The organism is Streptomyces sp. NPDC053427 (assembly GCF_044544985.1).
Lineage (GTDB): Bacteria > Actinomycetota > Actinomycetes > Streptomycetales > Streptomycetaceae > Streptomyces.
Genome location: NZ_JBITYA010000010.1, coordinates 168,330 through 181,022, shown reverse-complemented (window position 1 = coordinate 181,022; position 12,693 = coordinate 168,330). Strand labels below are relative to the sequence as shown.

Here is a 12,693-nt window from a genome sequence, read left to right as displayed (position 1 = left end):
GGAGACTGCCATGGCCGGCGCCACGGTGACCGTGACGGACGACAACTTCGAGGAGGTCGTCCTCAAGAGCGACAAGCCCGTCCTCGTCGACTTCTGGGCCACCTGGTGCGGCCCGTGCCGCCAGGTCGCCCCGTCCTTGGAGGCCATTGCCGCCGAGCACGACGAGATCGTCATCGCCAAGCTGAACACCGACGAGAACCCGGCGACCACCGCCAAGTACGGCGTCATGTCGATTCCGACCATGAACGTCTACCAGGGCGGCGAGGTCGTGAAGACCATCGTCGGCGCCAAGCCGAAGGCCGGGATCGAGCGCGAGCTGGCGGACTTCCTCGCCTGAGTCACGCGGTCACGTTTCACGTGAAACATGGGCCCGTCCCCTTCCCGGGGGCGGGCCCATTCGCTGTACTGAGCCGGTCTCGGCTTTCCGGGCCGACAGGACTTACAGCGGCCGCAGGGCAGGTTCCTTCTGGACGGCCCCGAGCAAACGGTCGAGGGCCAGCTCCACGTCTTCCTTCCACGAAATGGTGGCCCGCAGTTCAAGCCGCAGCCGAGGAAAGCGCGGGTGTGGGCGTACGGTCTTGAATCCCACCGCGAGGAGATGGTCTGCGGGCAGCACACACGCCGGCTCGGTCCAGCGGGCATCACCGAAGGCCTCGATCGCCTTGAACCCACGCTGAATCAGGTCCTTGGCAACCGTCTGCACCATCACCCGGCCCAGTCCCTGCCCCTGGTAACCCGGCATCAGCCACGCCGTGAGCAGCTGCACGGCATCCGCCGACACCGGGCTGGTGGGAAACGCCATGGACCGCGGTACATAGGCAGGCGGGGCATACATCACGAACCCGACCGGGACATCGTCGACGTAGACCACCCGCCCGCACGATCCCCACTCCAGCAGTACCGCCGAGATCCAGGCTTCCTTCTCCAGCTCGGGCCTGCCCGCCTTTACTGCGGCTTCACCGCTGACGGGGTCGAGCTCCCAGAAGACACAGGAGCGGCAACGCTTGGGGAGATCCGGAAGGTTGTCCAGCGTGAGCGGTACGAGCCGACGGCCCATGAAGCCAGATCCTCACTTCCCTCGCCTGCCGCACCGCGCAGCGCCGTCAGCGCCGCCTGCTCCCTGAGCAGACCGCCGACGAACCCTCCGACGGCAGCAAGGCCGAACCCCGCTGCCAACAGTCCGGTGCGGCTCACTGATCGCATGGCCTCTCCTCGTTGTGAGGTCTCTCCATGTGGATGCGTGCCATACCCGATCGCATCGTATCCACCCTTTACGGGCGCGGGTACCGCCAGAGAGCAAAGGACGGGCCGTGTTCCGGTATGGACTCCGGAACACGGCCCGCCCGGCAGAGCCGAAGCCTGTCAGCTCATTCCTTGTCGTCGCTCTCCTCGGAGAGCGACGAGCCCAGGACCGGACCTTCGCCCGGAGCCAGCGTGCCGAGAATGCGCTCCAGATCGTCCATTGAGGCGAACTCGACGACGATCTTTCCCTTCTTCTGGCCGAGGTCGACCTTCACCCGGGTCTCGAAGCGATCGGACAGCCGCGTGGCGAGGCCGGTGAGCGCGGGGGACACCCGGGTTCCCGCGCGCGGCTTCTTGGCCTTGGTCGTGCTCTTGGGGTCCGACCCCAGCAGCTTCACGATCTCTTCGAGGCTGCGCACCGACAGCCCCTCCCGCACCGTGCGGCTCGCGAGGTGCTCCTGCTCCTCGTGATCCTCCACAGCAAGCAGGGAACGGGCGTGTCCCGCGGACAGCACGCCCGCCGCGAGTTTGCTCTGGACGGACGGTGCCAGCTTCAGCAGCCGCAGCGTGTTGGTGACCTGCGGACGCGATCGCCCGATCCGGTCGGCCAGCTCGTCATGCGTGCACTTGAAGTCCTTGAGCAGCTGGTCGTAGGCGGCCGCCTCTTCCAGTGGATTGAGCTGTGCCCGGTGCAGGTTCTCCAGAAGCGCATCGAGCAGCAGCTTCTCGTCTTCCGTGGCCCGGACGATGGCAGGAATCTTCTCCAGCCCGGCCTCACGGCACGCCCGCCAGCGGCGCTCGCCCATGATGAGCTCATACCGCTCCGGGGCGGTCTGACGGACCACCACCGGCTGGAGCAGGCCGACCTCCTTGATGGAGACCACCAGCTCGGCGAGCGCGTCCTCGTTGAACACCTCCCGCGGCTGCCGCGGGTTCGGCGTGATCGCATCCAGCGGCACCTCGGCGAAATGCGCGCCCGTGACCTCTGCTACGGCCTGAGGCATCCGCTCCGGCTCGGTCGGCGCCTCTGTTTCACGTGAAACACCGCTCGCCGGCAGCCCGGCGACCTTGGCCGCCGCCACGCCCCGGTCGGGTGTCAGTACCGGTACGGCCGACGGTGACGTCGCCCCCCGTCCCACCACAGGCCCGGCGTTGTCCGTGCTCTGCGGTGCCGCGGGGATCAGCGCACCGAGCCCTCGGCCCAGCCCTCTACGTCGTTCGCTCACTGAGTCCCCTCCGACATGCTGTGCTTTCCTTCATAGTTGACCGCGAGGCCCTGACCACCGGTCTGCGGAGCCCCACGCAACGCGATCTCTCTGGCCGCTTCGAGGTACGAGAGCGAACCGCTGGATCCCGGGTCATAGGTGAGCACCGTCTGCCCATAGCTGGGTGCCTCGGAGATGCGAACCGAGCGGGGGATGCTCGTACGGAGCACCTCGTTACCGAAGTGGCTGCGCACCTCATCGGCGACCTGAGAAGCCAGCCGGGTGCGCCCGTCGTACATGGTGAGCAGGATCGTGGAGACATGGAGCTTGGGGTTGAGATGCCCCCGCACCAGGTCGACGTTCCGCAGCAACTGCCCCAAGCCCTCCAGTGCGTAGTACTCGCACTGGATCGGGATCAGCACCTCGGCGCCGGCGACCAGCGCGTTCACGGTGAGCAGGCCCAGCGAGGGCGGGCAGTCGATGAGGATGTAGTCCAGCGGCTGCTCATACGCCTTGATGGCCCGCTCCAGCCGGCTCTCCCGGGCCACCAGCGAGACCAGCTCGATCTCCGCACCGGCCAGGTCGATCGTGGCGGGCGCACAGAACAGCCCCTCCACATCGACCACGGGCTGGACCACGTCGGAGAGCGGCTTGCTGTCCACCAGCACGTCATAGATCGATGGCACTTCGGCGTGATGGTCGATTCCCAGCGCCGTCGAAGCATTGCCCTGGGGGTCGAGGTCGACCACCAGAACCCGTGCCCCGTGCAGGGCCAGCGAGGCCGCAAGGTTCACCGTGGTCGTGGTCTTACCGACCCCGCCCTTCTGGTTGGCGACCACCATGACCCTGGTCTGCTCGGGCCGGGGAAGCCCGTCGCCCGCGCGGCCAAATGCCTCTACCGCCAGCTGAGCTGCACGACCGATCGGGGTGTCGTCCATCGGGGGCGGCGTTTCACGTGAAACGTCGTCCCCGAACGACTCGTTACGGGGACCGGGGACCGGATCGGTCATCGGTCCCGCGATGTTTGCGTCGGACCGCACGGATTCACTCTCCTCGACATCAGGCTCGCAATGGTCAGAGCCTGCCATGCTTTCGGTGTCGCGAACCAGTGAGGTCCGTTCTCCTGTGGACGAATCCACTTCTGTGGATACTTCCGTGACCCTTGTGGGTTTACGGTCGCGCGGCGCAGCGGCCGCGCGACCACGGTCAATGATCCCTTGCAGCAGAGAACGACGTTTCACGTGAAACACGATGCCAGCGCCGCGCCCGATTAAGCCGCGACACTCCGTCCTATGCCGTTTTGATGGCGTCTATAGAATTTGCCCCATTCATCGCCGTACATACGACACGCGCAGGGCAGCGATGCCGGCCTGGGAGTCTCCGGCATCAAGGCATCAACGCCGACGCCCCTTCGACGCACGGCTGGCGCGCGCCGCCTTCGCCCGCTTGGCCGCAAAGCGCACGCCACCAGGGCTCTCGCCCACCTCGACCCGCACCACCGTCGACGGGGGATCGACGATTCCCTCGCCCACGTGCACCACCGACGTCTCCACCACGCCGAGCTTGCTCAGTGCCGCCCGAGCTCCCTTGAGCTCCTCCTCCGCGGCGTCGCCCTTGAGCGCCAGCATTTCGCCGTATGGACGCAGCAGCGGCACGCCCCAGCCCGCCAGCCGGTCGAGCGGAGCAACGGCCCGAGCCGTCACCACATGCACCTGCGGCAGCTTGCCCATGACCTCTTCGGCCCGCCCCCGCACCACGGTCACGTGATCCAGGCCCAGCAGCTCGACGACTTCCTGCAGGAAGTTCGTGCGGCGCAGCAGCGGCTCCAGCAACGTGATCTTCAGATCCGGGCGCACCAGCGCCAGCGGGATACCGGGCAGCCCGGCCCCCGACCCGACATCGCAGACCGAGACTCCCTCCGGAACCACCTCGGAGAGCACCGCACAGTTCAACAGATGCCGCTCCCACAACCGCGGCACCTCGCGCGGGCCGATCAGCCCGCGCCGCACTCCCGCGTCGGCGAGCAGTTCGCCGTACCGCACGGCCTCCGGAAAGCGCTCACCGAATACCTCCTGCGCCGCCTTCGGCGCGGGAGGGAGCTCCGCTGCTGCCTCCGTCACGGGAACCGCCCTTCCTCTGGACTGCTTTTCCTGCCGGGAACCCGGGGATACGCCCCGGGGTAACACAGAACGCTGACAACATTTGGCCCCGCCTGCGAGCAGACGGGGCCAAAGACAAGCGAAGCGCTGAAAGGTCAGGCCGGGAGGACGACCACTCGGCGCTGCGGCTCCTCGCCCTCGGACTCGCTGCTCAGCCCCGCCGCGGCCACCGCGTCGTGCACAACCTTGCGCTCGAACGGCGTCATCGGGTCGAGCTTCACCGGCTGGCCGGTGCCCTTCGCCTCCTCCGCCGCCTTCGCACCGATCTCCGTGAGCTGCTCACGCTTACGCGCACGGAAGCCGGCGATGTCCAGCATCAGCCGGCTGCGGTCACCGGTCTCGCGGTGCACGGCAAGCCGGGTCAGCTCCTGCAGCGCCTCCAGCACCTCACCGTCACGGCCCACCAGCTTCTGCAGATCGCGGCTGGTCGAGTCGCTGATGATCGACACCGCGGCGCGGTCGGCCTCGACGTCCATGTCGATGTCACCGTCGAGGTCGGCGATGTCCAGCAGGCCCTCGAGGTAGTCGGCCGCGATCTCGCCTTCCTGCTCCAGGCGGGTCAGGGTGTCGGTGCCCTTGGTGCCAGCAGGGGTCGTGTCCGTCACGAAAGGACTCCTTCTTACTTCTTGGACGGGTGCTTGGGGCGCTGCTGGCCCTTGCGCTGTCCGGACTTGGTGTTACGGGACCCGGAGGCGGAGGCGCCCTTCGCGGACGCGCCACCCTTCTGCTCGCTGTCCTGCGGGGCCTTCTTCTCCAGCGACTGCTTCTTCACAGCACCCTGATCGGAGGAGGCGCCATTGTCCGCAGAGCCCGCCCGCGTACGGTTCTGCGTACCGCTGGAAGCACCGGTGGCGGAGGCGGTGTGCTGGCGCTTGGCCTTCGTCTGGCGCTTGGGCTGCTGGCGGTTCTGGCGCGCCTCCTCGGCGGCCCTCTTCGCCTCGACCTCGGCCGGGTCCTCGACCAGCTTGCCCTGGGCGCGCAGCCGCTCCTGGCGCTCGTTGAAGGCCTTGCTGCCCGGAGTGGGGTTACGACGGATGACGAACATCTGCTGACCCATGGTCCACACGTTGGTGGTCAGCCAGTAGACGAGAACACCGACGGGGAAGTTGATACCGAAGACGGCGAACATGATCGGGAAGACGTACATCAGCATCTTCTGCTGCTGCATGAACGGCGTCTTCACCGTGAGGTCGACGTTCTTGGTCATCAGCTGGCGCTGCGTGTAGAACTGCGACGCCGACATCAGAACGATCATGATGACCGTGACCACACGGACGTTGGTGACCGAAGCGCCGAGGCTCTCGATCTTCGCCGCGCTGTCCATGAACTTCGCAGCCAGCGGCGCACCGAAGATGTGCGCCTTCTGCGCGCTCTCCAGCAGCGCCTGGTCGATGACGCCGACCGTCTTGCCGTTCGCGATGTGGCTGAGGACCTGGTAGAGCGAGATGAAGAACGGCGACTGGGCCAGAATCGGGAGACAGCTCGAGAGCGGGTTGGTGCCCGTCTCCTTGTAGAGCTTCATCATCTCTTCGGACTGGCGCTGCTTGTCGCTCTTGTAGCGCTCCTGGATCGCCTTCATCTTCGGCTGGAGCGCCTGCATGTTCCGCGTCGACTTGATCTGCTTCACAAAGAGCGGGATCAGGCAGATACGGATCAGCACCACCAGCGAGACGATGGACAGACCCCACGCCGCGCCACTGTTCGCATCAAAGATCAAGCTGTAGAACGAGTGGAACTGGACGATGATCCAGGAAACGGCGTAATAGAGAGGATTCAGGATCGTGTCCACGAATCAGGCTCCTTGGGCGTTGGGCTGAGTCTCGGGCTGGGCGACAGGCTCAGGGACGGTGGGCCCGCCCAGGCGGCTCCTCAGCCGCTGATGCCAAACCGGACGCTTCCGGGGAGGGACGTGGTCGACCCCACCAAGCGACCACGGGTTGCAGCGCAGGATGCGCCAGGCAGTCAGCGCAGTCCCTTTCACCGCGCCGTGCCGGTCGATGGCCGTATAGCCATAGTGCGAGCACGACGGGTAGTACTTGCAGACCGGGCCCAGCAGGGGGCTGATGGTCCACTGATAGATCTTGATCAAAAGCAGCAGCGGGTACTTCACTGTGCGCTCCCTCCCGGGTCCCGTCCGGGGTTCCGGGGGCCCGCGGCGTAGCCGCCGCCGGTCATGGTCCCGGTGGGATTGCAGCCTTTCGGCACCCCTCCCAGCAGCCGCTGAAGCGCGGCGTCCAGGTCGCGGGCCAGCTGGTCGTGCTCCGCCGCACCCGCGCCGGGCAGGGCCCGTACGACAACCAGGCTACCGGCGGGCAGCCGGTCCAGCCGATCACGCATGAGGTGGCGAAGCCTTCGCTTGACCTTGTTGCGTACGACGGCGACGCCAACGGCCTTGCTCACGACGAAACCCGCACGCGCCGGGGGAACACGTTCCCCCGCTGCGTGCGGGTCCGTTGCACCGCTACGAAAATGAACGACAAGGAGCGGGCGCCCGGCCCTGCGTCCCCGGCGTACCGCGGTCGCAAAGTCCTCGCGCCGCCTCAGCCGATACTCGGTAGGCAGCACGTCATGGACCTAGGGTCAGGCTGCTCAGGCCGACAGGCGGGCGCGACCCTTGCCACGGCGGGACGCGAGAATCGCGCGGCCGGCGCGGGTCCGCATGCGCAGACGGAAGCCGTGGGTCTTCGCACGACGGCGGTTGTTCGGCTGGAAGGTGCGCTTGCTCACTCGGGGGCTCCAGGAATGCTTGTTGTCTCAAGGTTGAGACAGATGTGGGGCGTCGTTGGCTGTCACCGTGCGCCCACGAGTAACTCGCAACGCCTAAGTGCACCGCTTCTCGATCACCAGAGCGCGATCTTTGCCCATCGGAGGCAGGCGGCAGCAGCCATCGACAACTCGACCTGGTCACGGTACGCGCGGCTACGCCATCCGGTCAAACCGGCTCCGGGCCGACCCGCGAGGCCCCTTGTCAGGACACACTATGCACAGCCTGTGGACAACGACTTGAATCCGCAGGCCCGGCCTGACTACCGTTGCTGAACTCCGATTCCTTCCCGCCCGTCCTGAGAATCACACATTCGTGGGACTGTGAGAGAGCGTGCCTTGTGGCTGAAGTCCCTGCCGATCTTGCCGCAGTGTGGCCGCGCGTACTCGACCACCTCCTGCGCGCCGAGGCCGATGGCCTCAAGCCCAAGGACCAGGACTGGCTCAAGCGCACCCAGCCGCTGGCACTGGTCGCCGATACCGCACTGCTCGCCGTCCCCAATGAATTCGCCAAGGGCGTGCTCGAGGGGCGGCTCGCACCGCTGATCGGGGAGGCGCTCAGTCACGAATGCGGGCGGCCGATCCGGATCGCGATCACCGTTGACGACTCCTCCGAGGAGCCGCCGCCGTCCGCGCCCCCCGCACCGCAGCAGCAACAGCACGTACAGCAGCACCCGCAACATCAGCAGCCGCAGCGCGACGCGTACGACGGCTACGACAACCGGCACGACAACCGGCACGACGGCCGCCAGGGCTACGGTCACCAGGGCGACGAGCTGCCCAGTGTCCGGCCCGCCTACCCCGATTACCAGCAGCCCCGGCACGAGCCCGGATCCTGGCCGCAGCACCCCTCCACCATGGCCGGCGGCCCCGGCCCGCGCGACGACTACGGCTGGCAGCAGCAGCACCTCGGCGGCTTCCCCGATCGCGACCCGTCCACGGAGCAGTGGCGTGAGCCGTACGGCTCCCGGCCGCCCTCCCACGGACAGCAGCAGAACGACTACCGCTCGCCGCGCCGCGACCTGTCCGAGCACCAGCCGCCGGGCCGGTCCGGCGGCCCCGCGCTGCCCGCTTCCAGCGGTGCGCCCAGCCCGCTCGCCGCCCAGCCCGCGCCGGCCACCGGCCCCGGTGAGCCGACCGCGCGGCTGAACCCGAAGTACCTCTTCGACACCTTCGTCATCGGCGCCTCCAACCGCTTCGCGCACGCCGCCGCGGTCGCCGTCGCCGAGGCGCCGGCCAAGGCGTACAACCCGCTGTTCATCTACGGGGAATCGGGCCTGGGCAAGACCCACCTGCTGCACGCCATCGGGCACTACGCGCGGAGCCTGTACCCGGGTACCCGGGTGCGGTACGTGAGCTCGGAGGAGTTCACCAACGAGTTCATCAACTCCATCCGCGACGGCAAGGCGGATGCGTTCCGCAAGCGCTATCGCGACATGGACATCCTGCTCGTCGACGACATCCAGTTCCTGGCGAGCAAGGAGTCGACGCAGGAGGAGTTCTTCCACACCTTCAATACGCTGCACAACGCCAACAAGCAGATCGTGCTGTCCTCGGACCGGCCGCCCAAGCAGCTGGTCACCCTGGAGGACCGGCTGCGCAACCGCTTCGAGTGGGGCCTGATCACCGACGTCCAGCCGCCCGAGCTGGAGACCCGGATCGCGATCCTGCGCAAGAAGGCGGTGCAGGAGCAGCTGAACGCACCGCCCGAGGTGCTGGAGTTCATCGCGTCCCGCATCTCGCGCAACATCCGCGAGCTGGAGGGCGCGCTGATCCGGGTCACGGCGTTCGCCTCGCTCAACCGGCAGCCGGTGGACCTGGGGCTGACCGAGATCGTGCTCAAGGACCTGATCCCTGGTGGCGAGGACGCTGCGCCAGAGATCACGGCGACCGCGATCATGGCGTCGACCGCGGACTACTTCGGGCTGACCATCGACGATCTGTGCGGCTCCTCGCGCAGCCGGGTGCTGGTGACCGCCCGCCAGATCGCCATGTATCTGTGCCGCGAGCTGACCGATCTCTCGCTGCCGAAGATCGGCGCGCAGTTCGGCGGCCGGGACCATACGACCGTGATGCACGCCGACCGCAAGATCCGCGCGCTGATGGCCGAGCGGCGCTCCATCTACAACCAGGTCACCGAGCTGACCAACCGCATCAAGAACGGCTGACGCCGGCCACGGCCGGTCGCCACAGGCGCGCTCAGGGCGCTCCGGAGACATCCTCCCGGGGCGCCCTTCGTCGTACGGGAACGCCTGACGAAGCGCCCGTGGACGACGGCGAGCCGCCCCTGAGCCCCTCCTGAGGCCTCTCCGGTACGCCGCCCTGCGCGCTTCGCCGTCATCCCAAACCTGTGGAGCGCGCCGAGCGTGTTCGATTCCGTGGCAGGTCACTGCCTCCCTCCACAGATTGGGCAAGAATCTTCCATCCACATCCTGGGGAGAGCAGAGTTATCCCTGGGGAATCCACAGGGCCCCGTCCTGAGGGAGCATCGGGGGAGGTCAGCAGGGTGTGGAATTGTGGTCAATCGCCATCCACAGGCTGTGGACGAAGATTTCGTCCACAGCGGCGGCCCCGGCTTGTCCACCGGCTGCCCACAGGAGAGGCCACGTTGTCCCCAGTGATCCCCAGCTTCTCCACACCCCTGTCCACTGTTCGGCAACCCAACACCCGCCCTCACCGCACCGAGTGAAAGCCGTCACATCAAGTTGGTTGGTTGGGCTGTGGGGAACCGGGGTAAAGCTGGGGATGGCACTGGGGAGAACTACCCCTCCCCTGTGCATCGGGTGTGCAGAACTTTCGGCGGTCCACAGATCCGCTCGCTTATCCACGGCGGCCGCCCACAGGGCCGGTGGACAAAAAAGCCGCGTTGACCTGCGCAAAAGCAGTTGTCCACGGTTTCCACAGCCCCTACTACTACGACCACGGATATCTACCGGGGACTTCGCTTGAAAGCGGGGGCTGTGCACAAGTTGGCCGCCGAGCGCCCCGACCGGGTCGAGCCGACTTGACCCCGAGCCGCACCGACTGTCGGCGGCGTGCGTCAGACTGGTCTCCGGCAACCCAGCCGACGAAGAAGGCCAGCAGGGCGCAAGCCAGCAACAGCAGGAGGCGGTTTCCGGTGAAGATCCGGGTGGAGCGCGATGTACTCGCGGAGGCAGTGGCCTGGGCCGCCAAGAGCCTCCCGGCCCGTCCGCCGGTGCCCGTCCTCGCGGGCCTGCTGCTGAAGGCGGAGGACGGCGCACTGAGCCTCTCCGGCTTCGACTACGAGGTGTCCGCGCGCGTCTCGGTGGACGCCGAGGTCGAGGAAGAGGGCACGGTCCTTGTCTCCGGCCGGCTCCTCGCCGACATCTGCCGCGCGCTTCCCAACCGGCCGGTGGAGATTTCCACCGACGGTGTACGAGCGACCGTGGTCTGCGGCTCGTCCCGCTTCACCCTCCACACACTGCCTGTGGAGGAGTACCCGTCGCTGCCGACGATGCCCACCGCCACCGGCACCGTGCCCGGTGAGGTCTTCGCCTCGGCCGCCGCCCAGGTGGCCATCGCCGCCGGCCGTGACGACACGCTCCCGGTGCTCACCGGCGTACGGATCGAGATCGAGGGCGACACCGTCACCCTGGCCTCCACCGACCGCTACCGCTTCGCGGTCCGTGAGTTCCTGTGGAAGCCGGAGAGCCCGGACGCTTCCGCGGTCGCGCTGGTCCCCGCCAAGACGCTGCTGGACACCGCCAAGTCGCTGAGCAGCGGCGACACCGTCACGCTGGCGCTGTCCGGCTCGGGTGCGGGCGAGGGGCTGATCGGCTTCGAGGGCGCCGGGCGCCGGACGACCACGCGGCTGCTGGAAGGCGATCTGCCGAAGTACCGCACGCTCTTCCCGACGGAGTTCAACTCGGTCGCCGTGATCGAGACCGCCCCGTTCGTCGAGGCCGTCAAGCGTGTGGCGCTGGTGGCCGAGCGGAACACCCCGGTGCGGCTGAGCTTCGAGCAGGGAGTGCTGATCCTGGAGGCCGGCTCCAGCGACGATGCACAGGCTGTGGAGAGGGTGGACGCCGACCTGGACGGCGACGACATCTCGATCGCCTTCAACCCGGGCTTCCTCCTGGAGGGGCTGTCGGCCATCGACTCCCCGGTGGCGCAGCTGTCCTTCACGACGTCGACCAAGCCCGCGCTGCTGAGCGGCCGGCCCGCCAAGGACGCCGAGGCGGACGACGCGTACAAGTACCTGATCATGCCGGTGCGGCTGAGCGGCTGACCCGTCCGGCGGCAGCTGGACCGAGCGTCCGGCCGCTCATCGGAGCCCTTGCGGCGACTGGCCGACAGGCCCCCGATGAGCGGCTGAGCCCACAGCTGTGCACGGGGTCGCGGGCGTAGGCTCGGACTCGGGTACAACAGCAACGACTACGTGCAAAGAGGGTCTCTGATGGAGCTCGGTCTCGTCGGTCTCGGCAAGATGGGCGGCAATATGCGCGAGCGCATTCGCCGCGCCGGCCACACCGTCGTCGGATACGACCGCAACCCTGACCTGGCTGATGTCAACAGCCTCAAGGAGCTGGTGGACCGGCTCAAGGGTCCGCGGGTCGTGTGGGTCATGGTGCCGGCCGGCGCCGCCACCCAGTCGACGATCGATGAGCTGGCCGAGCTGCTCTCACCCGGCGACATCGTCGTGGACGGCGGCAACTCCCGCTGGACCGACGACGAGAAGCACGCCGAGGAGCTCAAGGCAAAGGGCATCGGCTTTGTCGACTGCGGCGTCTCCGGTGGCGTGTGGGGCCTGGAGAACGGCTACGCGCTGATGTACGGCGGCGACAAGGACGACGTCGCCAAGGTGCAGCCGATCTTCGACGCGCTCAAGCCCGAGGGTGCGTACGGCTCGGTGCACGCCGGCAAGGTCGGCGCCGGCCACTTCGCCAAGATGGTCCACAACGGCATCGAGTACGCGATGATGCAGGCCTACGCCGAGGGCTGGGAGCTGCTGGAGAAGGTCGACTCCGTCACGGACGTGCGCGAGGTCTTCCGCTCCTGGCAGGAGGGCACGGTCATCCGTTCCTGGCTGCTGGACCTGGCCGTCAACGCCCTCGACGACGACGAGCACCTGGAGAAGCTGCGCGGCTTCGCCGCCGACTCCGGTGAGGGGCGCTGGACGGTCGAGGCCGCGATCGACAACGCCGTGCCGCTGCCCGCCATCACGGCCTCGCTCTTCGCACGCTTCGCGTCGCGCCAGGACGACTCCCCGCAGATGAAGATGATCGCCGCGCTGCGCAACCAGTTCGGCGGCCACGCGGTCGAGAACAAGAAGTAACTCTCAGCAACAGCCTGAGCAGTCAGCC

Annotated in this window: 12 protein-coding genes and 1 pseudogene; 4 read left to right on the top strand and 9 right to left on the bottom strand. The window is 67.6% G+C overall.

Features of this window, described 5'->3' with window-relative positions; all coding sequences use genetic code 11:
• Positions 1 to 10 precede the first annotated feature (10 nt).
• Entirely contained in the window at positions 11 to 337 is a 327-nt protein-coding gene (trxA, locus tag ACIGWZ_RS27275; protein ID WP_400069064.1) for a thioredoxin, read from the top strand.
• A gap of 102 nt (positions 338 to 439) precedes the next feature.
• Here trxA and ACIGWZ_RS27270 read toward each other — a convergent pair whose 3' ends face one another.
• The 9 genes and pseudogenes from ACIGWZ_RS27270 to rpmH form a co-directional block, all read right to left on the bottom strand.
• Positions 440 to 1,057: a GNAT family N-acetyltransferase gene (locus ACIGWZ_RS27270; protein WP_400069062.1), complete on the bottom strand. Its 618-nt coding sequence runs from the start codon at positions 1,055 to 1,057 to the stop codon at positions 440 to 442.
• Positions 1,058 to 1,367: 310 nt separating this feature from the next.
• The gene (locus tag ACIGWZ_RS27265; protein ID WP_400069061.1) at positions 1,368 to 2,468 is read right to left on the bottom strand and encodes a ParB/RepB/Spo0J family partition protein; all 1,101 of its coding nucleotides are present in this window, start codon (positions 2,466 to 2,468) and stop codon (positions 1,368 to 1,370) included.
• The gene (locus ACIGWZ_RS27260) at positions 2,465 to 3,535 is read right to left on the bottom strand and encodes a ParA family protein (protein ID WP_400069455.1); all 1,071 of its coding nucleotides are present in this window, start codon (positions 3,533 to 3,535) and stop codon (positions 2,465 to 2,467) included. Before ACIGWZ_RS27260 ends, ACIGWZ_RS27265 begins: the two co-directional genes overlap by 4 nt.
• Positions 3,536 to 3,841: 306 nt before the next feature.
• Positions 3,842 to 4,567, bottom strand: a complete 726-nt coding sequence (rsmG, locus tag ACIGWZ_RS27255; protein WP_400069059.1) for a 16S rRNA (guanine(527)-N(7))-methyltransferase RsmG — start codon at positions 4,565 to 4,567, stop codon at positions 3,842 to 3,844.
• A gap of 134 nt (positions 4,568 to 4,701) precedes the next feature.
• Entirely contained in the window at positions 4,702 to 5,211 is a 510-nt protein-coding gene (locus ACIGWZ_RS27250) for a protein jag (RefSeq protein ID WP_400069057.1), read from the bottom strand.
• A 14-nt stretch (positions 5,212 to 5,225) separates the two neighbouring features.
• On the bottom strand, positions 5,226 to 6,395 hold the full coding sequence (gene yidC / locus ACIGWZ_RS27245) for a membrane protein insertase YidC (protein ID WP_400069055.1): 1,170 nt from the start codon (positions 6,393 to 6,395) through the stop codon (positions 5,226 to 5,228).
• Between the two features lie 3 nt (positions 6,396 to 6,398).
• On the bottom strand, positions 6,399 to 6,716 hold the full coding sequence (gene yidD / locus ACIGWZ_RS27240) for a membrane protein insertion efficiency factor YidD (protein WP_006604423.1): 318 nt from the start codon (positions 6,714 to 6,716) through the stop codon (positions 6,399 to 6,401).
• 95 nt (positions 6,717 to 6,811) lie between these two features.
• Positions 6,812 to 7,171 (bottom strand): annotated as a pseudogene (gene rnpA, locus ACIGWZ_RS27235) (ribonuclease P protein component); the annotation flags it as partial.
• A 24-nt stretch (positions 7,172 to 7,195) separates the two neighbouring features.
• Positions 7,196 to 7,333, bottom strand: coding sequence for a 50S ribosomal protein L34 (gene rpmH, locus ACIGWZ_RS27230; protein WP_003949374.1), 138 nt, complete (start codon positions 7,331 to 7,333; stop codon positions 7,196 to 7,198).
• A 377-nt stretch (positions 7,334 to 7,710) separates the two neighbouring features.
• Here rpmH and dnaA point away from each other — a divergent pair, with 377 nt between their 5' ends.
• The 3 genes from dnaA to gnd all read left to right on the top strand — a co-directional run bounded on the left by dnaA (position 7,711) and on the right by gnd (position 12,665).
• A complete protein-coding gene (dnaA, locus tag ACIGWZ_RS27225) occupies positions 7,711 to 9,537 on the top strand; it encodes a chromosomal replication initiator protein DnaA (protein ID WP_400069053.1) in 1,827 nt (608 codons plus the stop codon).
• 950 nt (positions 9,538 to 10,487) lie between these two features.
• Positions 10,488 to 11,618 carry a DNA polymerase III subunit beta gene (gene dnaN, locus ACIGWZ_RS27220; protein WP_400069051.1) on the top strand — a complete coding sequence of 377 codons (1,131 nt, stop codon included), beginning with the start codon at positions 10,488 to 10,490 and terminating at the stop codon, positions 11,616 to 11,618.
• 168 nt (positions 11,619 to 11,786) lie between these two features.
• The gene (gene gnd, locus ACIGWZ_RS27215; RefSeq protein ID WP_400069049.1) at positions 11,787 to 12,665 is read left to right on the top strand and encodes a phosphogluconate dehydrogenase (NAD(+)-dependent, decarboxylating); all 879 of its coding nucleotides are present in this window, start codon (positions 11,787 to 11,789) and stop codon (positions 12,663 to 12,665) included.
• Positions 12,666 to 12,693 lie beyond the last annotated feature (28 nt).